Origin of the sequence: Amycolatopsis sp. NBC_00355 (assembly GCF_036104975.1) — a bacterium.
Lineage (GTDB): Bacteria > Actinomycetota > Actinomycetes > Mycobacteriales > Pseudonocardiaceae > Amycolatopsis.
The window spans coordinates 2,483,659-2,505,800 of sequence record NZ_CP107982.1 but is presented as its reverse complement, the minus strand read 5'-3'; the positions used below and the strand labels follow the sequence as shown (position 1 = coordinate 2,505,800).

Annotated in this window: 16 protein-coding genes; 9 read left to right on the top strand and 7 right to left on the bottom strand. The window is 71.8% G+C overall.

All coding sequences use genetic code 11. The features are described from left to right. Positions 1-21: 21 nt before the first annotated feature. Positions 22-564 (top strand): helix-turn-helix domain-containing protein, encoded by a 543-nt coding sequence (locus tag OHS18_RS10195; protein ID WP_328616784.1) that lies wholly within the window; start codon positions 22-24, stop codon positions 562-564. A gap of 65 nt (positions 565-629) precedes the next feature. Here the strand turns inward: OHS18_RS10195 and OHS18_RS10190 are convergent, their stop codons facing one another. Then, complete coding sequence (locus OHS18_RS10190) at positions 630-1,274, bottom strand: TetR/AcrR family transcriptional regulator (protein WP_328616783.1); 645 nt, start codon at positions 1,272-1,274, stop codon at positions 630-632. A gap of 52 nt (positions 1,275-1,326) precedes the next feature. On the opposite strand from OHS18_RS10190, the gene OHS18_RS10185 reads away from it, so the two are divergent. The 5 genes from OHS18_RS10185 (at position 1,327) to OHS18_RS10165 (ending at position 10,644) form a co-directional block, all read left to right on the top strand. Continuing rightward, a complete protein-coding gene (locus OHS18_RS10185) occupies positions 1,327-2,145 on the top strand; it encodes an SDR family NAD(P)-dependent oxidoreductase (protein ID WP_328616782.1) in 819 nt (272 codons plus the stop codon). A 76-nt stretch (positions 2,146-2,221) separates the two neighbouring features. Further along, complete coding sequence (locus OHS18_RS10180; protein ID WP_328616781.1) at positions 2,222-2,836, top strand: class I SAM-dependent methyltransferase; 615 nt, start codon at positions 2,222-2,224, stop codon at positions 2,834-2,836. Beyond that, positions 2,829-3,179, top strand: coding sequence for a TraR/DksA C4-type zinc finger protein (locus tag OHS18_RS10175; RefSeq protein WP_328453648.1), 351 nt, complete (start codon positions 2,829-2,831; stop codon positions 3,177-3,179). Before OHS18_RS10180 ends, OHS18_RS10175 begins: the two co-directional genes overlap by 8 nt. A 146-nt stretch (positions 3,180-3,325) precedes the next feature. Beyond that, positions 3,326-7,237, top strand: a complete 3,912-nt coding sequence (locus OHS18_RS10170; RefSeq protein ID WP_328616780.1) for a family 78 glycoside hydrolase catalytic domain — start codon at positions 3,326-3,328, stop codon at positions 7,235-7,237. A gap of 119 nt (positions 7,238-7,356) precedes the next feature. Beyond that, the gene (locus tag OHS18_RS10165; RefSeq protein WP_328616779.1) at positions 7,357-10,644 is read left to right on the top strand and encodes a glycoside hydrolase family 3 C-terminal domain-containing protein; all 3,288 of its coding nucleotides are present in this window, start codon (positions 7,357-7,359) and stop codon (positions 10,642-10,644) included. Here OHS18_RS10165 and OHS18_RS10160 read toward each other — a convergent pair. Beyond that, positions 10,634-11,452, bottom strand: coding sequence for a class I SAM-dependent methyltransferase (locus OHS18_RS10160; protein WP_328616778.1), 819 nt, complete (start codon positions 11,450-11,452; stop codon positions 10,634-10,636). The genes OHS18_RS10165 and OHS18_RS10160 overlap by 11 nt on opposite strands. Beyond that, positions 11,449-11,889 (bottom strand): GbsR/MarR family transcriptional regulator, encoded by a 441-nt coding sequence (locus OHS18_RS10155; RefSeq protein WP_328616777.1) that lies wholly within the window; start codon positions 11,887-11,889, stop codon positions 11,449-11,451. The genes OHS18_RS10160 and OHS18_RS10155 overlap by 4 nt, the downstream gene beginning before the upstream one ends. Positions 11,890-12,038: 149 nt before the next feature. Between OHS18_RS10155 and OHS18_RS10150 the strand changes: the two genes are divergently transcribed. Together OHS18_RS10150 and OHS18_RS10145 are read left to right on the top strand one after the other, a co-directional pair. Next, the gene (locus tag OHS18_RS10150; RefSeq protein WP_328616776.1) at positions 12,039-13,928 is read left to right on the top strand and encodes a sigma-70 family RNA polymerase sigma factor; all 1,890 of its coding nucleotides are present in this window, start codon (positions 12,039-12,041) and stop codon (positions 13,926-13,928) included. A gap of 585 nt (positions 13,929-14,513) precedes the next feature. Continuing rightward, positions 14,514-18,200: a CARDB domain-containing protein gene (locus OHS18_RS10145; RefSeq protein WP_442875413.1), complete on the top strand. Its 3,687-nt coding sequence runs from the start codon at positions 14,514-14,516 to the stop codon at positions 18,198-18,200. Between the two features lie 57 nt (positions 18,201-18,257). Here the strand turns inward: OHS18_RS10145 and OHS18_RS10140 are convergent, their stop codons facing one another. The 4 genes from OHS18_RS10140 to OHS18_RS10125 form a co-directional block, all read right to left on the bottom strand. After that, the gene (locus OHS18_RS10140; protein ID WP_442875357.1) at positions 18,258-19,088 is read right to left on the bottom strand and encodes an adenylate/guanylate cyclase domain-containing protein; all 831 of its coding nucleotides are present in this window, start codon (positions 19,086-19,088) and stop codon (positions 18,258-18,260) included. A 126-nt stretch (positions 19,089-19,214) separates the two neighbouring features. Continuing rightward, positions 19,215-19,622, bottom strand: coding sequence for an ATP-binding protein (locus tag OHS18_RS10135; protein ID WP_328453665.1), 408 nt, complete (start codon positions 19,620-19,622; stop codon positions 19,215-19,217). Positions 19,623-20,212: 590 nt separating this feature from the next. After that, positions 20,213-20,686 carry an SRPBCC family protein gene (locus tag OHS18_RS10130; RefSeq protein ID WP_328453667.1) on the bottom strand — a complete coding sequence of 158 codons (474 nt, stop codon included), beginning with the start codon at positions 20,684-20,686 and terminating at the stop codon, positions 20,213-20,215. A 136-nt stretch (positions 20,687-20,822) separates the two neighbouring features. Further along, positions 20,823-21,278, bottom strand: coding sequence for an SRPBCC family protein (locus OHS18_RS10125; RefSeq protein ID WP_328453669.1), 456 nt, complete (start codon positions 21,276-21,278; stop codon positions 20,823-20,825). 120 nt (positions 21,279-21,398) lie between these two features. On the opposite strand from OHS18_RS10125, the gene OHS18_RS10120 reads away from it, so the two are divergent. Further along, positions 21,399-21,830: a DUF6292 family protein gene (locus OHS18_RS10120; RefSeq protein ID WP_328453671.1), complete on the top strand. Its 432-nt coding sequence runs from the start codon at positions 21,399-21,401 to the stop codon at positions 21,828-21,830. Positions 21,831-22,142 lie beyond the last annotated feature (312 nt).

Here is a 22,142-nt window from a genome sequence, read left to right as displayed (position 1 = left end):
ACGGTATGAGAACGTTGGGGAGTGGACACCTTGGAACTGCTGGCCCACCCGGTGCGGCTGCGGATCGTGCACGCGATGCGCGGGCGGGAGCTGACCACCGCGCAGCTGTGCGCCCGGATCCCCGACGCGTCGAAGGCGATGGTCTACCGGCACGTCGATCTGCTCGCGGCCCACGGCGTCCTGGAGGTCGCCGGTGAGCGCCGGGTGCGCGGCGCGGTCGAACGCCGCTACCGGCTGCACCAGGGCCGGGCGACGGTCGACGCCGAGGAGGTCGCGGCGCTCTCGCCCGAAGACCACCGCCGGGTGTTCGCGACGTCGATGGCGGTCCTGATCGCCGAGTTCGGCGCGTACCTCGACAGCGGGAACGCCGACCCGATGGCGGACCTCATCAGCTACCGGCAGCACGCGGTCTGGCTCAGCCACGACGAGCTGGCGGAGATGATCGGCGAACTGCGTCGCGTGATCCACCCCCGGCTGGCCAACGAACCGGCCCCGGACCGCGCGCAACACCTGCTCAGCCCAATCTTCTTCCCGGTGGAGCAGCTGCCCGCCGACGCCGGGTAGGAAGGTCCGTGAAGGCCTCCTTGAGGGACTCAGAGTCCCTCAAGGAGGCCTTCACGGACCTCTGATCACTGGCCGGCGTCGCGGAGCCCGGCCTCGGCGAAGGCGAGCACCTCGTCGACCAGATCGGACAGCTCGCTCGACGCCGACTGCGCCTTCGCCCGGCCTTCGCGCGTCACGTAGATCTCGCGGAGGCCGGTGACGACCGTGACGGCGGCGAGCCGGGGGAGCAGCGCGTCCGCCGGGCGGCCGATGTCTTCGCCGATTCCCGTGGCCACCAGGACTTCGAGGTCGCGGTAACCGGCGCGGGCGCGGCCGCGCAGGTCGTCGTCCTCCATGAGCAGCCGGGCGCGCAGGGCGCGGCGGCGCCACACCTGCGCCGGGTCCGCCTCCTGCTCGAGGTCGCTCGCGTCGAGCTCGCGCATGGTCGTGTGCATCCAGTCGCGCAGCGTTTCGAGCGTGCTCGCCGACTGCCGCTCGCGCAGGTGCCGGCCGAGCGACTCGGGGGTGAACGGGTCGTCGGCGAACAGCAGGTCGTCCTTGGCGGGGAAGTGGAGGGTGACCGTGCGGGTCGCGACGTCGGCGCTCGACGCGATCTGCGCGATCGTCGTCTCCCGGTAGCCCTGGCTCACGAAGAGCTCCAAGGCCGCTTCCTGGATGCGGGCCCGGGTCTGGGCCTTCTTGCGCTCACGGCGGCTGTCTCCGGCGATCATGCCCGGAGGCTACCATTCGAACTATTAATGCAGTCCATGCTACTGTTATGTCATGACGCAACGAACTGAGACGAAGACCTGGTTGATCACCGGAACGTCGAAGGGCTTCGGCCGCGAATGGGCCGAAGCGGCCCTCGAGCGCGGTGACCGGGTCGCGGCCACCGCGCGGAACGTCGAGAGCCTGCGCCCGCTCGTCGAACGCTTCGGCGACGCCGTGCTGCCCCTGCGGCTGGACATCACCGACCGCGCCGCGGCGATCGCCGCCGTCGAGGCGACGGTGGCGAAGTTCGGGACCCTGGACGTGCTGGTCAACAACGCCGGCTACGGGCACTTCGGCATGGTCGAGGAGCTCACCGAAGAGGAGATCCGCGCGGAGCTGGACACGAACTTCTTCGGCACGCTCTGGCTGACCCAGGCGGCCCTGCCGGTCATGCGCCGGCAAGGGCGCGGCCGGATCATCCAGGTCACCAGCGAAGGCGGTGTCCGCGCGTTCCCCGGCATCGGCGCCTACCACGCGTCGAAGTGGGCGGTGGAAGGGCTTTCGCAGTCCCTGCGGCAGGAGGTCGCGGCGTTCGGGATCGACGTGATCTGCCTGGAGCCCGGCCCGTACCGCACGGACTTCGGCGGTGGCAGCATCCGCACCAGCGCCCCGAACCCGGACTACGACGACGTCCGCGAGGCGGGCCGGATCGAGTGGGACATGGGCGATCCCCGCGCGACCCGCGGCCCGCTGCTGGAACTGGCGGACACCGACAAGCCGCCGCAGCGCGTGTTCTTCGGCAAGTCCTTCGCGGCGGTCGAAGAGGAGTACCGCGAGCGCCTGGAGACGTGGCGCGAGTGGGAACCCCTCGCCCAAGCCGCCTTCGGCTGAGGGTGCGGGAGCGGCCCGGCCGCCGGATCCCGCCCGGATCCCGCGTGCCACCCCGGATTCGTGGTTCGCTGGGGGTATGACGAAGGCGGAGCGGTGGCGTCGGTACTGGGACCGCAAGTCCGCGACCTACGACGCGGAGATGAGCGTCTGGGACCGCCGCCTCTTCGGTGACTCGCGGGAGTGGGCGTGCGGGCAGGCCGTGGGCGAGGTGCTCGAGGTCGCCGTCGGGACCGGGCTGAACCTTCCGGCCTATCCCGCCGACGTCACCCTGACCGGCCTCGACCTCAGCGCCGGGATGCTGGACCTCGCCCGGGACCGCGCGCGGAAGCTCGGGCGCGAGGTGACCCTCCGGCAGGGCAGCGCGCACGAACTGCCGTTCGGCGACGCGTCCTTCGACACGGTCGTGTGCACCTTCGGCCTCTGCGCGATCCCGGACCACGCGGCGGCCGTGGGGGAGATGGCGCGGGTGCTGCGGCCCGCCGGACGGCTGATCCTGGTCGACCACGTGGCGAGTTCGGTGTGGCCGGTGCGGGGGATGCAGTGGCTGGTCGAGCTGGCCAGCGTGCCCCTGGCCGGCGAGCACTTCCGGCGCCGGCCGCTGAAGGACGTCGAGGCGCTGGGGCTGGTCGTCGAACGGCGGGAGCGGTTCAAGCTCGGGCTGGTCGAGCGGCTGGTCGCCCGTCATGGATGAGCGCGTCGCGATGGAGCTGATCGAGCGGGCCCGGGCCGAGACCGAGCGGCTGGCCGCCTCGCTCGCGCGGCAGCGGGACGGCATCGTCGAAGCCTCGGAGTTCACCAGCAACGACGACGAGCACGACCCGGAAGGCGCCACGATCGCATTCGAACGGGCGCAGGTCCAGGCGATGCTGCGGCAGGCTCAGGACGACCTCGCGGACCTCGGCCGCGCCGCCGAGCGGGTTCGTGCCGGCACCTACGAAACCTGCGAACGCTGCGGCGGCCCGATCGCGGAAGAGCGGCTCGCCGCCCTCCCCGCGACGCGGATCTGCATCGCCTGCGCGAACAGGGCGCGCTGAGCTGATCGAGTGTCTTCTTCGCCATCATCCGGACAGGAATGACGCCGTTTCTTGTTTCGCCGCGAGGATGGTTGTAGACAGTCCCTCGGCTGATTGAAACGTTTTTATGGCGTCAGGAGACGTTCATGCGCCGGCTGGGAACCTCAATGACGAGACGTGCTGTCGTCGTCGCGCTCGCGCTCGCCACGGCGGTCGTACCCGCCACGACGGCGAGTGCGCAACCGGCGCACGGCGGCCCCCTGCCGCCGACCGCGCTGCGGGCCGACGGCCAGGCGGCGAACGTCCTGGTCGGCAGTCCACGGCCGACCCTGGCGTGGACGGTGAACGACGCCGGCCGCGCGGAAACCCAGACGGCGTACGAGATCCGCGTCGACGGCCCCCGGTCCCATTGGGACTCCGGGCGGGTGGTTTCGGGCAAATCGGTCGATGTCGCCTATGCCGGACCGGCCCTCGACAGCGACCGCACCTACGAGTGGTCGGTGCGGACGTGGAACAGCGAAGGGCGGCAGTCGCCGTGGTCGGCGCCCGCCCGCTTCGACACCGGCCTGCTGCAGCCGGCCGACTGGTCCGCCTGGTGGCTGCAGGTCGACGACGGCGCGCTCGTCCGGGGCGGCTTCGACGTCACCAAGCCCGTCGCCCGCGCCCGGCTGTACTTCGGCGCGCAGGGGGTGGCCGAGCCGCACCTCAACGGCGCCCGCGTCCAGCCCCAGCAGGTGCTCGACTCCGCCGTCACCGACTACGCGGCTCGCGTGCTCTACCGCGACCTCGACGTCACGAAGCTGCTCAAGCCCGGCCGCAACGCGCTCGCGTTCATGGCCGGGAAGGGCCAGTACACCGGCCGCCCGGCGCTCGTCGCGCAGGTCGACGTCACCTACACCGACGGCTCGACCGCGCGGTTCGGCACCGGCACCGACTGGAAGGCCCACGCCGGCCCGGTGACCGGCGACGACTTCTACTACGGCGAGACCTACGACGCCCGCAAGGAGATCGCGGGCTGGGACACCGCCGGCTTCGACGCCGGTGCCTGGCCCGCCGCGCACGCCGTCGCCCCGGCGTCCCACCGCCAGAGCCTGGCGCAGGGCAAACCGGTCACCGCGTCGGATACGACCACCTGCTGCGGCTGGTCCCCGGCGGCCGCCACCGACGGCATCGACGGCTCGATCGACGCGTCCGAGGGCTACCACTCCGCCATCGAATCCAGTGCCGACGCCGCGAAGTGGGTGCAGGTCGACCTCGGCTCGGCGCAGCGGATCGGCTCGGTGGCGCTGTTCCCGGCGCGCCCGACCAACGACACCTCGGGTGACGTCGTCGGCGCCGGCTTCCCGGTGCGCTACCGGGTCGAGGTCGGCGACGACCCGGCGTTCGCCACCGCGACGACCGTCGCCGACCGCACGGACACCGACCAGCCCAACCCGGGCACCGCGGCCGTCACGCTGCCCGCGAACGTCACCGGCCGGTACGTCCGGGTGACCGCGACGAAACTCGCCTGCGCCGGCACCAGCTGCACCTTCCGGCTGGCCGAGATCGGCGTCCACGGCCCGAATCCCGCCGTCGTCAGCAGCGGCGTCACGCAGCTGCAGGCCGACATCACCCCGCCGACCCGGATCGTCGCGAACCACGACCCGGTCAAGGAAACCCGGCCCGCGCCGGGGGTGCGCGTCTACGACTTCGGCCAGAACCGCACCGGCCAGGCGACGCTGCGGGCCGCGCAGCCCGCCGGGACGACGGCGTCGCTGAAGAAGGGCGAGATCCTCGACGCGAACGGCCGCGTCTCGACCGCGAACATCAGCTTCAACGGCTCCGAACCGGCCCGCCAGACCGACCACTACACGTTCAGCGGCACCGGCACCGAGACGTACCTGCCGCACTTCAACTACGCCGGTTTCCGCTACGCCGAGCTGACCGGCGTGCCCGACGACGCCGTCGTCACCGTGACCGCGCAGGAGATCCACACCGATGTCGCTTCGACGGGCCGGTTCGGCACCTCGGACCCGGGGCTCGACCGGATCCAGGCCGCCGTCACGCAGACGCAGCTGAACAACCTCGAGTCGATCCAGATGGACTGCCCGACCCGGGAACGCCACGGCTGGCTCGGCGACGCCGCCGACTCCGACCAGGAGGCGATGGCCAACTTCGACATGCAGGCGTTCTACACGAAGTGGCTCGGCGACATGGTCACCAGCGCCGGCGCCGACGGCAGCCTGCCGTCGGTCGCGCCGGTCAACGGCCGCACCGACTGGCTCACCGACCCCGCGTGGGGCACCGCCTACCCGCAGATCATCTGGGACTCCTACACCCAGTACGGGAATTCGCAGCTGCTCGCCACGCACTATGACCACGTCAAGGCGTGGGTCGACTACCTCGGCACCATCAGCGACGCCGACCACGTCGTCGTCAACCCGCCGACGTCCTGGGGTGACGACTGGCTCTCGACGGTCAGCACCCCGCACGGCTACTTCCAGACCGGCTTCTCCTACCTCGACGCGCAGCTGCTCGCGAAGATGGCCGGCGTCCTGGGCAAGCAGGCCGACGCCACGAAGTACAACGCGCTCGCCGGGCAGATCGCGTCGGGCTTCCTCAAGCGCTTCTACTCCGCCGAGACCGGCGTCTTCGGCACCGGGACGCAGCTGTCCTACGCGCTGCCGCTGGTGTTCGGGCTCGTCCCGGCCCGCCGGGAGCAGTCCACAGTGGACCGCCTGGTCGCCGACGTCGCCGCGCACCAGAACCACGTCACGACCGGGTTCGTCGGCACCACCCTCGTGTTCCAGGCGCTCGGCAAGTACCAGCGCAACGACGTCGCGCTGGCGATCGCCCAGCGCACCGACTACCCGAGCTTCGGCTACATGGTGAACCAGGGCCCGGGGACGATCTGGGAGAAGTGGGACAACTCCTCGGCCCCGGACGGCACGTCGTCGAAGGACCACATCGGCCTCGGCGGCGCGATCGGCCAGTGGTTCCAGCAGCAGCTCGCCGGGATCCAGCCCGGCACGCCCGGCTGGCGCGAGTTCACCCTCGCGCCCGCCGTCGCCGGGAACCTCACCCACGTGACGGCGCAGCAGCAGACCGTGCGGGGGACCGTGGTGAGTTCGTGGCAGCGCGACGGCAGCACGCTGACCTACCACGCCACGATCCCGGTCGGCGCGAAGGCGACGATCCGGCTGCCCCTGCTGGGCGGCAAGCAGTCGTCGGTGCGGGAGAACGGGCGGACGATCTTCGCCGACGGCCACGCCGCCCAGCCCGACCCCGGGCTGAGCGTCGGCCGGGCCGACGACGAGACGCTCACCCTGACCGCCGGCTCGGGCGACTACACGTTCACCGTGACGCCGCCGCACACGCCGTTCACCCGGCTCGCGCTCACCACGGGCACGCCCGCCGCGATCACCGCGGGCGGCAGCGGTGACGTCCCGGTCGTCGTCGAAGGACGGTCCACTGTGGCCGGTCAGGCGACGCTCGGCGCGCAGGTGCCGGCGGGCTGGACCGTGACGGCCACTCCGGCTGGGATCCCGTTGACCCCGGCCACCTCCGAGACGCCGGCGACCGTGCGGCTCACCGTGCCCGCCGACGCCAAGAGCGGGCTGTACCCGGTGACGCTGACCGTGAAGCCACCTCGTGGTGAGGCGGTGAAGACGACCGTGAACGTGCCGGTGTTCGGCAGCTGGGCGAGCGGCACGACGGCCACGGCGTCCAGCGAGCACGCACCGAACGTCGTCAACGGCGCCACCCGCACCTATGTCGCGTCGAACGCGATCGACCACGACCTCGCGACGTTCTGGAACGACGACACCGACAGCCGGTACCCGGACACGCTCACCGTCACGGCACCCGCCGCGACCACGCTGACCGGCGTCGGCTTCGCGTCCCACCCGGACGGCGTCCCGACCGACTTCACCGTGCAGACCTGGGACGGCGCGCAGTGGGCCGACCAGGTCCACGTCACCGGCAACACCGCCGTGGACCGGTGGATCCCGTTCCCGGCGCCGGTGACCACGACCCAGGTGCGGATCGTCGTCGCGGCCGCGCAGAACAGTTTCACGAGGATCGCGGAGGTGACGCCGTGAAACGGCGTGGAGCAGCCCTGATCGCGGCCGTGCTGATCACCGGCACGACCGTCCCCGCCGCGGCCGAGGCCGCGCCCGCGTCGCCTTCCGCTTGTCCCTGGGTGGGATCCCATGCGCCCGTGGAGAAACGGGTCGCGCAGGTGCTCGGGCAGATGACCCTGGACGAGAAGATCACGATGGTGCACGGCACCGCGGCGGGCGGTTACACCGGCCGCGTCGCGGGCAACGACCGGCTGTGCGTCCCGTCGCTGAAGATGGAGGACGGCCCGCTGGGCGTGAACCTGGGCAACACCACCCAGCTGCCCGCCGCGTCCGCCGTGGCCGCGTCGTTCGACGCCTCGCTGGCCAAGACCTATGGGTCGGTGATCGGCGCCGAGGACAAGACAAAGGGGGTCGACGTCGACCTCGGCCCGACGATCAACATCGTCCGCGATCCGCGCTGGGGGCGGGCGTTCGAGTCCTACAGCGAAGATCCCTACCTGGCCGGGCAGATGGGCGCGGCCGACATCGACGGCGTCCAGTCCCAGGGGGTGATGGCGCAGGTGAAGCACTGGGCCGTCTACAACCAGGAGGAGAACCGCAACACCACGGCCGACAACGCGGTGATCGACGACCGGACCGTGCACGAGATCTACGCCAGCGCGTTCGGGAACGTCGTCGCGAAGGCCAAGCCGTCGTCGGCGATGTGCTCGTACTCCTCGATCAACGGCACCTACGCGTGTGAGAACCCGTATCTGAACGACATCCTGAAGCAGGACTTCGGCTTCGACGGCTTCATCACGTCGGACTGGGGCGCCACGCACAGCGCGGCGCCGTCGGCGAACGCCGGGATGGACATGGAGATGCCCGGCCAGGACTTCTTCGGCGCCACACTGAAGACAGCCGTCCAAAGTGGACAGGTGCCGCAGTCCCGGCTGGACGACATGGTCACCCGCATCCTGCGCGAGGAGTTCCGCTTCGGGCTGTTCGACCACCCGTCCGCCGACACGCCGGACGCGGCGGCGTCGACCGCTTCGCACCTCTCAGTGGCGAAGAAGGCCGCCGAGGACGGCACGGTCCTGCTCAAGAACGACAACCTGCTGCCGCTGGACAGCCGTAAGCTGCACTCGGTCGCGGTGATCGGCGACGGCGCGGGCAAGAACACGCTCAGCTCCGGCGGCGGCAGCGCGCACATCGCGGGCACCGGCACGGTCACGCCGTTCGACGGAATCAAGGCGCGGGCGGGCTCGGGCATCGACGTCGAGTACGCGCAGGGCAACCTCGGCACCGGCAGCGCGCTGCCCCCGATCGAGAGCAGTGCGCTCAAGCCGCCGTCGGGCACCGGCACCGGCCTGCAGGGGGACTACTACGCGAACACCGACTCGTCCGGGACGCCGGTGGTGACCCGCACCGACCCGCAAGTGGCGTTCACGTTCAGCGGGGCGCCCGCGCCCGGCGTGCCCGCGACGAACTTCTCGGCCAAGTGGACCGGCACGCTCACCGCGCCCGCGACCGGCACGTACACCCTCGGCCTGACCAGCGACGACGGCAGCCGGCTCCTCGTCGGCGGTCAGCAGGTGATCGACAACTGGGGCGACCACGGCGCGCAGACCAAGACCGCGCAGGTCCCGCTGACCGCGGGCCAGCCGGTCCAGGTCGAGGTCGACTACTACCAGGGCGGCGGCGACGCCTCGGTCAGCCTCGGCTGGCTGCCGCCGGGGGAGGACCTCGTCGGGCAGGCGGCCGCGCTCGCCGCGAAGTCCGACGTCGCGGTCGTCTACGCCAACGACTACGAGTCCGAAGGCGGCGACCTCGCCGACATCGACCTGCCCGCCGACCAGAACAAGCTGATCGACGCCGTCGCGGCGGCCAACCCGAACACCGTCGTCGTGCTCAACACCGGCTCCGCGGTGACGATGCCGTGGCTGGCGAAGGTCAAGGGTGTCTTCGAGGCGTGGTACCCGGGCCAGGAGGCGGGCCACGCGATCGCGTCGCTGCTCTTCGGCGACGTCGCGCCGTCGGGCAAGCTGCCGGTGACGTTCCCGACGTCCCTGGATCAGGTTCCGGCGTCCACTCCGGAGCAGTGGCCGGGTGTCGCCGGCAAGGTCCAGTACTCCGAAGGCCTCGACGTCGGCTACCGCTGGTACGACCGGAAGAACCTGACCCCGTTGTACCCCTTCGGTTTCGGGCTCTCGTACACGAACTTCCGGTTCTCGAACCTGAAGGTGGACGGCGACACGATGCGGGAGAACGGCCGGCTCTCGATCAGCGCCGACGTCACGAACACGGGCGCGCGGCGCGGTGCCGAGGTCGCCCAGCTGTACCTGAGCGATCCGGCGTCCACCGGGGAGCCGGTCAACCAGCTCAAGGGCTTCCAGAAGGTGGATCTCCAGCCGCACCAGACGCAACGGGTCCGGTTCGAGCTGACCGCGCAGGACGCGTCGTACTGGAGCACCGACGCGCACGCGTGGGAACTCGGCGTCGGCCGGTACACCGTCCGCGTCGGCGACTCGTCCCGGAACCTCCCGCTGTCGGGCGGGTTCCGTGTCGACCGGACGACCGGGCCGCGGTTCACCAAGGTGGCCGCACCCGCGATCGCGGCGCCCGGAAAGACCCTCTCGGTGACGACCACCTTCACCAACGGCGCCACGGAAGCCGTGCACGACGCTTCGACCAGCCTGGCCGTCCCGGCGGGCTGGAAGGCGACCCCGCGGACCCCGGCCGTCGCCCGGACGGTCCGGCCGGGTGAGTCGGTGCCGACCACCTGGGCGGTGACGGTCGGCGCGTCGGCGGCGCCCGGCCCGGTCCCGTTGTCCGCCACCACCCGGTACGCGGGTGGCTCGGTCCGGGGCACGGCGAGCACGCAGGTCGCCTACCCGAACCTGGCCGCTGCCTACACGGACGTCGGCGTCACCGACGACGCGAACCCGGCGCCGGGCAACCTCGACGGCGCGGGCTTCAGCTTCTCCGCCCAGGCCCTGGACTCGGTGGGCGTCCACCCCGGCGGCCCGGTCACGAGCGGCACGGCGACGTTCACCTGGCCCGACGTCCCCGCTGGGCAGCCGGACACGGTGACCACGGCCGGCCAGAGCGTCACCCTGACCGGCTCGGGGACGGCGCTGAACCTGCTGACCACCGGCACGAACGGCACGCAGAGCGGCCCGGTCACCGTGACCTACGCCGATGGCACGACGTCCACCTCGACGCTGACCGTCGCGGACTGGTACGCCAACCAGGCCGTGGCCGGCTGTGTGCTCGTGGCGACGACGCCGTACTGGAACCGCCCCGCGGGGAGTACGTACCCGCACGACCAGAAGGTGAGTCTCTACGCGGCTTCCGTGCCGCTGACGGCGTCGAAGCAGGTCGCGTACCTGACGCTGCCGGCGAACAAGCAGCTGCACGTCTTCGCGACGGCGTTCACCGCGTGAAGCCGTAGCGCAGGAACCGCATGGCGTCGCGGACCGGCGGCACGTGGGCGAACGCCCGCGTGACCGTCCGGGCTGCGGCGCCGCTCTGGTGCCCGCCGATGAGGTCGACGGCGGAGCGCTCGTCGAGCAGCCGCAGCGGCGGGTGCTCGGTGGCGAAGGCCTCCGGCGCGGGCATCGCCCAGCGGAAGCCGGTGTCCGCGCGGCGCATCGAGGGCTGCAGGCCCGCGATCGTCTTGACCCACGGCGCGACGCCGTCGAAAACGAGACGGCCGGTGGGGAAGTGCCGCAGCGCCCGGTCGACCAGCCGGTCCACGTCGTCCGGGGCCAGGTACATCAGCAGCCCTTCGGCCAGCACCAGAGCCGGCCGATCCGCCGGGACCTCGTCCCACCACGCGGCCTCGGTGACCGACGAGCCCACCGTGCGGACGCCGTCGATCGGTCCGTAGAGGCGTTCGCGGAGTTCGATGACGTCGGGGTAGTCGACGTCGATCCACTGGGCCGTCGCCGGGCGGGTGATGCGCAGCGGCCGGCTGTCCAGGCCGCACGCCAGATGCAGGACCAGGCCGTCGGGGTGGCCGGTGAGGAAGTCGCGGGTCCAGGCGTCGAACTGGCGGGCGCGGGTCGCGATCAGGGGCGCGTTGCCCTTGAGGTTGCCGAGCCGGCCGAAGTCGTAGCCGATCCGGTCGACGACGTCCTGCGCGAACGGGTCACCGAGGATCGGCTTCGGGCGGCGGTTGTCGAGGGCGCGCAGGTACAGCGCCATCAACAGGGTTTCCTTCTCCTGGCTCAGGCGGACCTGTTCGGTCATCGGGGGTCTCCGTTCTCCGGCTGTCGCAGGAGCGAGCCGACCCAGTGGTAGACCGATTGCGCGGCGCGCAGCCGGGACGCGCGTTCGGCGTCCGGGCCGACGAGGTCGAGGCCCTGGTGGAGGACGTCCTCGAAGGCGCTCATCCCTTCGATGCGCCGGCGGACCGCGGTTTCCCAGCCCTGGTCGTCGAGCCGGTAGTAGGCGGTGCGGTCGCCCGCCCGGGTGTAGCGGCGGACCAGCCCGGTGGCGGTCAGGGAGCGGATGTTCGCCGTCATCGACGCGCGGCTCGCCTTGATCCCGGCGGCGATATCGGCCGCGGACTGCTCGGCGGGCTGGCAGATCATCAGCCAGCCCAGGATGCGCCCGGTGATCGGCGGCAGCCCTTCCTGGCGCGCGAAGAAGGCCGAGACCTGCTCGATCCAGGCTTCCTCGTCCACCCGCGTCTCCCTCCAGCCATTACAGTCGCGACTGTAACATGCGCCGAATGTGACCCGGCTCACTCGCGAGCGAAGTTTCTGTGATCCAGGATGGTCGGGCCCGGTCTCCTGGTCGTACGGGAATTCGTCGGCGGAGTGAGGGTGTGGACGTGATCGGTCAGAAGCGGCTCGAGCAGGTGGACGTGTCGCAGGTGGTCGCCGCGCGGGCCGGCGACCGGGCGGCGCTCGACGCCCTGGTGGCCGCCTACCTGCCGCTGGTCTACAGCATCGCCGGCCGCGCGCTCTCGTCCGACGCCGACGTCGACGACGTCGTGCAGGAGACGATGCTGCGCGTCCTGCGGGGCATCGAGACCCTGCGGGAGCCGGCCCGGTTCCGGTCGTGGCTGGTCGCCGTGACGATCAACCAGCTCCGCGAGCACCACCGCCGCCGGAGCGCGGCCCCGGACCCGCTGGCCGAGTACGACGAGCGCCCGGACCCGGGCGCCGAGTTCGCGGAGATCGCCCTGGCCCGGCTGCACATCGCCGAGCAGCGCCGCGAGGTCGACGAGGCGGCCCGCTGGCTCGACCCGGCGGACCGCGAACTGCTGGCCCTGTGGACGCTCGAGCGTGCGGGGCACCTGACCCGCACGGAGGTGGCGGAGGCCCTGCGCCTGGACGCCCACCTGGTGACGGTCCGCGTGAGCCGGCTGAAGACCCGCTTGGAGACGATCCGCCCGCTGGTGCGCGCGTTGGCCGCCGAGCCGCGGTGCGCGCGCCTGGATCAGGCGTCGGCGGGCTGGTCCGGACGCCCGGGACCGTTGTGGCGCAAGCGTTTCCTGCGGCACGTGGAAGAGTGCGCGCACTGTCGCCGCGAGACGGACGACGCGGTCCCGGTGGACCGGATCCTCACGGGCGCGGCCCTGCTGGCGCTCCCGTTCGGGTACCTGCCGCAGCTGCTGGCGAACCTGGGGGACGTGGTTTCGGGACCGGCCGCAGTCGGCCCGCTCGCGGCCGGGGGAGGTCTCGCCGGGGGCAGTGCTGCGGGCGGTGGTGCCGGGGGTGGCGCGATTGGTGCCGCGGGGAGTGGTGGTGCCGGGAGTGGTGCTGCCACCGGAGGTGGGATGGCTGCGGGTACTGGTGCCGGGGGTGGCGCGATTGGCGCCGCGGGGAGTGGTGGTGCCGCCACCGGAGGTGGGATGGCTGCGGGTGCTGGTGCCGGGAGCGCTGCGGGTGGCGCCGCAAGTGGTGCGGCCGCGGGTGCGGGTGCCGCGGCCGGGGTGGGCACGGCGGCGGGTGCCGGTGCTGCCGCGGCGGGCACTGCTGTGGCGGCGGGTGCCCTCGCTCGATTCCTGGCCACAAAACCCTTCCTCGCGGCCGCCGGCGCGGCCATCGTCTGTGCTCTCGGCGTGGCCGGGGCCGTGGCGCTTTCCCAGCCCGGCCAGCCGGTCCAGCCGCCGGCCGCGTTGTCCGGGGGCACGTCCGAGCCCGCTCCGGCGCCCGTGACCGAACCCGGCACGACCGCCGCCCCGACCTCCGCGCCGGTGGCGAGCACCTCGGCAGCGGCGTCCACGCAAGCGAGTCCGACGCCGACGGCCGCCGCACCGCCGGCGCCCACCTCGGCGAAGCCGCGGGTCCTGACTCCCGAGGAACGGGTCCTCGCGCTGATCAACGACCAGCGCGCCGCCGCCGGATTGGCCGCGCTGCGGATGGATCCCGCGCTGGTCACCGGCGCCGCGGCGCACAACCGGACGATGGCCGGCGGGTGCGGCCTGTCGCACCAGTGCCCCGGCGAGGCCCCGCTCGGCGACCGCGAGCACGCGGCGGGCGCGCAGTGGAACTCGGCCGGCGAGAACATCGGCACCGGCGGCCCGGTCGCCGACGCGACCGACCCGATCGCGCGGATGGCTCTCGGCCTGACCCAGAGCATGATCGACGAGAAGCCCCCGAATGACGGCCACCGCCGCAACATCCTGAGCACCTCGTTCACCCGCATCGGCATCGTCGTCACCCGAGACTCCCACGGTTCGGTCTGGCTGACCCAGGACTTCGCCGGCAGCTGACGCGGCCTTCGGGCAGGCGAAGGCCCCACATTCCCCGGCGAACCCAGCGGCCTCGCGGCGACCCCCGACCGGCCGTAACCCGGTGACCCGGCGACTCCACCAACCCGGCCGGGCGCGACCCGGCGAATCCGGCGACCCGGCGAATCCGGCGCTCAGCGACCCGGTGATCAGCTGCTCGGCGACCCCGCCAGCTCAGCCGGGCGAGACCCGGCGAACCCGAGCGATCCGGCGAACCTCAGCGGTCCGGCGGCTCAGCGAATCCGGCGAACCCCAGCGATCCGGCGAACCTCAGCGGCCCTGCGAACCTCAGCGGTCCGGCGGCTCAGCGAATCCGGCGAACCTCAGCGGTCCGGCGCCTCAGCGAACCCAGCGACCCCGGCCGGCCCCCGCCGTCGCGACCTCCGTCCTTTGTAGACCGACAAACGCGCGCGACCAAGTGGCGTCCTCCTGATGGAGCAACGCCGCTTAGTCGTAAATTTACTCATCCATGTCAAGTTCTTGCAGATCGTCTCCCGGTTGTTGCATGCTCGTACGACTCTGGCTCCCCTCCTGCTGTCTCGAAGAAGAGAAGACGCCATGACACGTATGCGCCTGTCCCGGCTCGTCGCAGGTCTCCTCGCTGCGGGGCTCACCTTCACCGGGCTCGCCTCCGCGGCCGGTGCGCCACCACCGCCACCTCCGGAAACCGCCCAAGTCCGGCCGGCCGCGCTCGCCGAAGTGCCGCTGACCCGCACCGTGTCGGCCAGCAGCGCGCTGCCCGGCTACCCCGTCGCCAACACCGTCGACGGCAACCAGGACACCTACTGGGAGTCCGCGAACAACGCCTTCCCGCAGTGGCTCCAGGCCGACCTCGGCTCGGCCAAGGCCCTCTCGCGGGTCGTGCTGAAGCTGCCCGCGGCCTGGGAGTCCCGCACCCAGACGCTCGCCGTGCGCGGCAGCACCGACGGCACCTCGTTCACCGACCTCGTCGCGTCGAAGGGGTACGCGTTCGCCCCCTCTGGCAACACCGTCACGATCCCGGTGACGGCGTCGACCCGGTACGTGCGGCTGAACATCACGGCCAACACGCAGTGGCCCGCCGCGCAGCTCTCGGAGTTCGAGCTCTACGGCGCGGACACCGGCGACACGCAGGCGCCGTCCGCGCCCGCGAACCTCGCGCTGACCGAGCCCGGCTCCGGCCAGATCGGGCTGAGCTGGTCGGCTTCGACGGACAACGTCGGCGTCACCGGCTACACCGTCTACCGCGACAACGCGCCCGTCACGACGGTCACCGGCACCACGTTCGGCGAGACGCGGCCCGCGGGCACCCGCGTCGAGTACTTCGTGCGGGCCAGGGACGCCGCCGGCAACGAGTCCGCCGACAGCAACCACGTGGTGCGCCAAGGCACCCAAGTCGGCCAGAACCTCGCTGTGGGCAAGCCGATCGAAGCGTCTTCGACGGTCAACAACTTCGTCGCGACCAACGCGAACGACGGCAACACCGCCACGTACTGGGAGTCCGCCGCGGGCTACCCGAACACGCTGACGGTGAAGCTCGGCGCCAACGCCGACCTCGACTCGGTCGTCGTCAAGCTCAACCCGGACGCGGCCTGGGGCGCGCGGACGCAGAACTTCGAGGTCCTCGGCCGTGACCAGGGCGCGACCGCGTTCACGTCGCTGAAGGCCCGCGCCGACTACCGCTTCGACCCGGCCGGCAACCAGAACTCGGTGACCATCCCGGTCAGCGGCCGGGCCGCGGACCTGCGGCTGCAGTTCTCCGCCAACTCCGGCGCGCCCGGCGGGCAGGTCGCCGAATTCCAGGTGCTCGGCACGCCGGCGCCGAACCCGGACCTGGTCGTCACCGGCACGTCCTGGACCCCGGCGAACCCGACCGAGACCAGCCAGGTCGCGGTGTCCGCGACCGTGAAGAACGCGGGTACCGCGAACGCCGCGGCGACGACCGTGAACGTCAGCCTCGGCGGCACCGTCGTCGGCAACGCGGCCGTCGGCGCGCTCGCCGCGGGCGCGTCCACCACGGTGACCGTGAACGCGGGCACCCGGCCGCAGGGCACCTACAGCGTGTCCGCGACCGTCGACCCCACCAACACCGTGGTCGAGCAGAACGACACCAACAACACCTACACGTCACCGACGTCGCTGGTGATCGCGCAGGCGCCGGGGCCGGACCTCGAGGTCACCGGCATCACGTCGAACCCGCCGAACCCGGCGGTCGGCGCGGCGGTGTCGTTCACCGTCGCGGTGCACAACCGCGGCACGAGCAGCGCGGGCGCGTCCGTCACCCGGGTGACCGTCGGTGCCACCACCCTCGACGCCGCCACGGCCGCGATCGCGGCCGGTGCCACGGCGAACGTCGCGGTGCCGGGCACCTGGACCGCCACCAACGGCGGCGCCACCCTGACGGCGACGGCCGACGCGACCAACACCGTCGCGGAGACCAGCGAGTCCAACAACGCGCTCTCGCGGGCCATCGTCGTGGGCCGCGGCGCGGCGGTGCCGTACACCGAGTACGAGGCGGAAGCCGCGCAGTACCAAGGCGAACTGCTGACGGCCGACCCGCTGCGCACGTTCGGGCACACGAACTTCGCGACGGAGTCCTCGGGCCGCCAGTCCGTGCGGCTGGCGAGCCAGGGCCAGTACGTGGAGGTCACCTCCACGAACCAGTCGAACTCGATCGTGGTGCGCAACTCGGTGCCCGACGCCGCGGCCGGTGGCGGCCAGGACTACACCCTCAGCCTGTACGTCAACGGCGCGTTCGCCCAGAAGCTGACGCTCTCTTCGACGCACAGCTGGCTCTACGGCACCACCGACGACCCCGAGGGCCTCACCAACCGGCCCGGGGGAGACGCGCGGCGCCTGTTCGACGAGTCGCACGCGCTGCTCGCGCAGTCGTACCCGCCGGGCACGAAGTTCAAGCTGCAGCGGGACAGCGGCGACAACGCGGCGTTCTACGTCCTCGACCTGGTCGACCTGGAGCAGGTCGCCCCGGCGACGGCGAAGCCGGTGGAGTGCACCTCGATCACGGAGTACGGCGCGGTGCCGAACGACGGCGTCGACGACTCGACGGCGATCCAGCGCGCGGTCACCGACGACCAGAACGGCGTCATCGCCTGCGTGTGGATCCCGGAAGGGCAGTGGCGGCAGGAGAAGAAGATCCTGACCGACGACCCGAACGTGCCCAACGGCGGCGGCCAGTACAACCAGATCGGCATCTCCAACGTGACGGTCAAGGGTGCCGGCATGTGGCGCTCGCAGCTGTACTCGCTGATCCAGCCGCAGGACGCGGGCACCATCAACCACCCGCACGAGGGCAACTTCGGGTTCGACATCGACAAGAACGTCCAGATCTCCGACATCGCCATCTTCGGCTCCGGCCGGATCCGCGGCGGCGACGGCAACGCCGAAGGCGGCGTCGGCCTCAACGGTCGCTTCGGCACCGGCACGAAGATCTCGAACGTCTGGATCGAGCACGCTAACGTCGGTGTGTGGGTCGGCCGGGACTACGGCAACATCCCGGCGCTGTGGGGTCCGGCCGACGGCCTGGAGTTCAGCGGCATGCGGATCCGCGACACCTACGCCGACGGCATCAACCTCACGAACGGCAGCCGGAACTCGCGGGTGTTCAACTCGTCGTTCCGCACCACCGGTGACGACTCGCTCGCGGTGTGGGCTAGCCAGTACGTGAAGGACCCGTCGGTGGACATCGGGCACGACAACGTGTTCACCAACAACACGATCCAGCTTCCGTGGCGTGCCAACGGGATCGCGATCTACGGTGGCTACGGCAACAAGATCGAGAACAACCTCGTCTACGACACGATGAACTACCCGGGCATCATGCTGGCGACCGACCACGACCCGCTGCCGTTCTCCGGGCAGACGACGATCGCCAACAACGCCCTCTACCGCTGCGGCGGCGTGTTCTGGGGCGAGCAGCAGAAGTTCGGCGCGATCACGTTCTTCGCGCAGAGCAAGGACATCCCGGGGGTGACGTTGCGGGACACCGAGATCCACGACTCGACCTACGACGGCATCCAGTTCAAGACGGGTGGCGGCGTGGTGACCGCGGCCGTCACGAACGTCAAGATCGACAAGTCGGACAACGGCGCGGGCATCCTCGCGATGAGCGGCGCCCGCGGCAGCGCGACGCTGACGAACGTGGCGATCACGAACTCGTCGACGGGCAACGTCGTCGTCGAGCCGGGTTCGCAGTTCGTGATCAACGGTGCGCCGATCCCGGCAGTGGTCGCTTCGGGCCGTCGCGAGACGCGGTAGCCGAGTCTGCCGCAGCCGGTCGTGAGTGGTTAGGGCGGTTCTAACCGCCCTAACCACTCACGACCACGGCGGGCCTTCGGATCCGTAGCGGGGGACCACCGAGAACACTTCGAGGTCGGTGGGCGCGCCCTTCGCGCGGAACTTGCGGCGACGGCGGACGGTGAACCGGTCGCGGTCGAGGTTCGCTAGGACGTCGCCGGTGATCAGGACCTCGCCGCCGCCGGCCGCGTCCATGATCCGGGCCGCGATGTTGACGTCGACGCCGAAGTAGTCGCGCCCGACCCGGCGTGGGCGGCCCGTGTGCAGCCCCGCCCGCAGCTGGGGGCGGTAGCCGTCGAGGTCGATCGCGCTGACCGCGCCGCACGTCTCGTACGCGGCCTCGACCGCGGCCGCGGGGTCGGCGAAGGCGGCCATCAAGCCGTCGCCGAGGCCTTTCACGACGCGGCCGCGGTGGCGGGCGATCGTCGCCTCGCTCGCGGTCGACACCGCGCGCAGCAGGTCCAGGGCCCGCGCGTCGCCGACGTCGAGGGCCCAGCTGGAGAAGCCGACCAGGTCGGTGAACACGATCGTCGTCTCGCCGGTGTCGCTTTCGCGGCCCTGGGCGACGGCCTGCCACACCTGCACCGCGGCCAGGCCGAGCTCGCGCATCGCGCTGGGCTGCTCGGCTTTCGCCTCGGCCAGCAGCCGCGCCACCCGGTCGGACGGGTGGCCCGCGGTCGTCGACAGCGCGTCGCCGAGGTCGCGGTCGCCGGGGACCAGCCGCCGCACGACGCGGGCGGATCGCACGAGGCCCGGGCGCCGGTCGGCCGCCCGCAGCAGGTCGACGAAGCGGGACACCTTGCGCGTCCGGTCCGGCTGTCCGTCGTGGCTGTCCGTCACCAGCCGCATGCTACCGGGAAGTAGCCTCGCGCGCGGCCACGTCCCGCTTACCTCGAAGGGGCGTCGACAGGACAAGTCTGCAAAGACCACTCAGCCGGGTGTGCTACGCCACAACGGGCGGACGGGAGGGCGGGATCAGAGCGTCGCGGGAGGCCGGGTGAGGTCGATCTCCGCCCACACGGTCTTCCCGGTGCTGCGCTGCCGCTGGCCCCAGGAGACCGAGATCGCGACGACGATCTCGAGGCCGTGCCCGCCGCTGTCCGACGGGGGACGGCGGCACGCGGGGTCGAGGCAGGCGTCGTCGACTTCGAGGCAGATCCAGCCGCGCTTGCGCAGCAGTCGGACCTGACGCGGGGGTTCGCCGTGCCGGAGGGCGTTCGAGGTCAGCTCGTCGAGCACCAGGACCACGTCGAGCCGCTGCCGTTCGGGCAGGTCCCGCAGCACCCGGTGGGCCCACGCCCGGACCGCGGGCAGCTCGCCGAAGTCGTCGGCGACCTCCAGGGCGACCACCCGCGGCTCGTTGTGGGTGCGTGTCGGCTGCATCGCAGGCCGTCCTCCTTGATCACGGTGCCACGGGAGTGACGGCCGGTCCCGGCGCCGGGTCGTGGGCGCGGATCCGCGCCCACGACCCGGTGTGCGGTCCCGGTGCCGCCGTGCCGAGGGGGGAGTGAACGCGGCGGAACCCGGGACCTCGGCCCGCTCGCGAGGGGAAAAACCGAGCGGGTCGCGCTAGAGGCATTCCCGCGCCGCCCGCGGTGCGAAACCTGGCATTCCGGTGAATGCCCGCCGGCCGGGGTCGCCCGTTCGCCGGAGGGCGGCGTCACCGATCGTCATGGTGTCCTCAATGGACGGTGTGGCCCGGGCACGCCGATGCCGGTGCCCGCACAACCCGGGACGGTCGGGGGGAAGCCGTCCTGGGCCGCGGGCACCGGCACCGGTGGTCGACGACGACCGCGCCTGTGGTCTCCGTCTGAGAAGGAAGACGCGATTCGCTGCATGATCGTTACAGCCGTCGTGCCGAACGGCCGGCCCCCGGATGGATCTCACGGAGGGAGCCGGCCGTCCGGTGACGCGATGGGCCCCTCGGCAGAGCCCACCGCGGTCCGTGCGCGTCCTGTCCGACGCGGCGGGGGTTACTTCGGGTGCTGGCCGGGACGGTCGACGTCGCCGCGCCAGGCGCCGGTCTCGTGACCGTCGCGGGTTTCGATGAACTTCTTGAAGCGGTCGAGGTCACCCTGGACGCGGTGGTCGAGGATGCCGGTCTTGTCGGCGACGTTCTCCACGAAGCCCTCGGGGTCGATGTCCATCTGGACGGTGACCCGGGTGTGGGCGTCGTCGAGGCGGTGCACGGTCACGACACCGGCGTGGTTCGGGCCGGAGTCGGACTTCCAGGCGATCCGCTCGTCGCGGTTCTGCTCGGTGATCGTCGCGTCGAACTGCTTGGTGACGCCGGCGACGCTGATGGTCCAGTGGGTGTGGGTGTCGTCCACCTGGTCGATGCGGTCGACGCCGTCCATGAACCGGGGGAAGTCGGTGAACTGGGTCCACTGGTTGTAGACGGTGCTCACGTCGGCTTCGACATCGACGGACTTGGTGATCGTGCTCATGCCGCGGTCAGCTCCTTTTCGTGGTCTCGGGTACCGCACCTGCAGTGCACGGCCACCCCACGGCTACCCGCTCGGCGCGAGAACAAACCGATCCGAATTCGATGCACTCGCGCGTCCGTCCACTGTGGAGCACCGGTCACGAGCGCGCGGGCGCCCGCCGGCCGACCGCCAGGTCGCCCAGCCGCGCCAGCGACTCGGTGTTGCGGGGTCGCAGGAACAGTCCCTGCACGGCCTCCGGCAGCACCTTGGCCGGCCCGCGCACGACGTGCTCGGTCATCCGGACCAGCGTCCGCGCGCCGCCGTCGTGCGGGACCAGCGTGATGCCGACCGCGGCGGCGCCGGACGGCCACGCCTTCGCCTCCAGCGACAGCGAGCGGCCGGTCTCCACCGCCACGACCGTGGTCTCGTCCTGCAGCTGCAGCGGCCAGGAGCCGACGCTGTGGTGGATCCGGCTGCCGACGGCGGGCCAGCCCGGGTCGACGGCCCGGATGTGCGAGCTGCCCACCACCCACCCGCCGTAGGACCAGCCGTCGGCGAGTACGGCGAAAACGGTCTGCGGCGGCGCGTCGACCACCCGGCTGACCTCGGTCATGGGGTTCTCCGTTTCATTCTGTGGGAAGCCCGCCGGGTACCCCGCGCGGGGCCGTCCCACGCGCCGGGTCCGCGTGGTACCGATCGGCGCGACCGGAGGCGGACGGCTAACGTGACGCTTATGGAGTCCTCGGAACCGGACCTGATCCGGGCGCTGGAGCGCGGGCTCGGTGCGTACGTCCAAGCCGTCGCCGCCGCGATCGGAGTGCCTGCGGAGGGGACGACGATCGAGATCAGCGACACGGCCACGGCCTACCTCGGGCTGTCCCGTCCCTGGCCGGGCCGCCCGCGCCACGACGTGATGCTGGTGTGGAGCGAACGCCGCGGCTGGACGGTCGCGGTGGAGACCGCGCCCAGTGAAGACACGGTCGTCCTCGCGCGCTGGCCGGGCGAGGAGCTCGTCCCGCCACCGGACGAGGTGGCCCGCTTCGTGGACGACGCCGCCGCCGGGCGAGTCGCGGAGAAGCACCGGATCACCGCCGTTCCCGGCACCCGCCGGGAACTGGCTCGGCGCCTCGAGGAGTACGTCTTCCAGCAGTCCGACCAGGTGTAGGTCCGACCAGATGTAGGTCCGATCGGCGTGCGAGTGCTGCTCGTCGAGTCCGACGACGACCTGCGCGCGGCGTACGACGCGACCCTGCGCGGCGCCGGCTTCGACGTCGACGCCCGTTCGTGACCTCGGCGGAGGCGATCGGGCACCGCCCTCACCCGGCGTATGGCCGCCTCGGAACAAGGCGACGGAACACCGCGACGGCCCTGACGAGGCACGGCGAGGACGTCCGGCCAGGGGCAGCCCGGGATTTCTGTCCGCTCAAGTCTCGCGAAACCCCCCGATCCGCCGTTGTGGCCGGCGTCTCACCTGTGC

What these genes read in the sequence shown, in the direction of transcription:
- OHS18_RS10190 (WP_328616783.1), bottom strand. Translation starts at nt 1,274, where the DNA reads ATGATCGCCGGAGACAGCCGCCGTGAGCGCAAGAAGGCCCAGACCCGG.
- OHS18_RS10185 (WP_328616782.1), top strand. Translation starts at nt 1,327, where the DNA reads ATGACGCAACGAACTGAGACGAAGACCTGGTTGATCACCGGAACGTCG.
- OHS18_RS10180 (WP_328616781.1), top strand. Translation starts at nt 2,222, where the DNA reads ATGACGAAGGCGGAGCGGTGGCGTCGGTACTGGGACCGCAAGTCCGCG.
- OHS18_RS10175 (WP_328453648.1), top strand. Translation starts at nt 2,829, where the DNA reads ATGGATGAGCGCGTCGCGATGGAGCTGATCGAGCGGGCCCGGGCCGAG.
- OHS18_RS10170 (WP_328616780.1), top strand. Translation starts at nt 3,326, where the DNA reads ATGACGAGACGTGCTGTCGTCGTCGCGCTCGCGCTCGCCACGGCGGTC.
- OHS18_RS10160 (WP_328616778.1), bottom strand. Translation starts at nt 11,452, where the DNA reads ATGACCGAACAGGTCCGCCTGAGCCAGGAGAAGGAAACCCTGTTGATG.
- OHS18_RS10145 (WP_442875413.1), top strand. Translation starts at nt 14,514, where the DNA reads ATGCGCCTGTCCCGGCTCGTCGCAGGTCTCCTCGCTGCGGGGCTCACC.
- OHS18_RS10140 (WP_442875357.1), bottom strand. Translation starts at nt 19,088, where the DNA reads ATGCGGCTGGTGACGGACAGCCACGACGGACAGCCGGACCGGACGCGC.
- OHS18_RS10135 (WP_328453665.1), bottom strand. Translation starts at nt 19,622, where the DNA reads ATGCAGCCGACACGCACCCACAACGAGCCGCGGGTGGTCGCCCTGGAG.
- OHS18_RS10130 (WP_328453667.1), bottom strand. Translation starts at nt 20,686, where the DNA reads ATGAGCACGATCACCAAGTCCGTCGATGTCGAAGCCGACGTGAGCACC.
- OHS18_RS10125 (WP_328453669.1), bottom strand. Translation starts at nt 21,278, where the DNA reads ATGACCGAGGTCAGCCGGGTGGTCGACGCGCCGCCGCAGACCGTTTTC.
- OHS18_RS10120 (WP_328453671.1), top strand. Translation starts at nt 21,399, where the DNA reads ATGGAGTCCTCGGAACCGGACCTGATCCGGGCGCTGGAGCGCGGGCTC.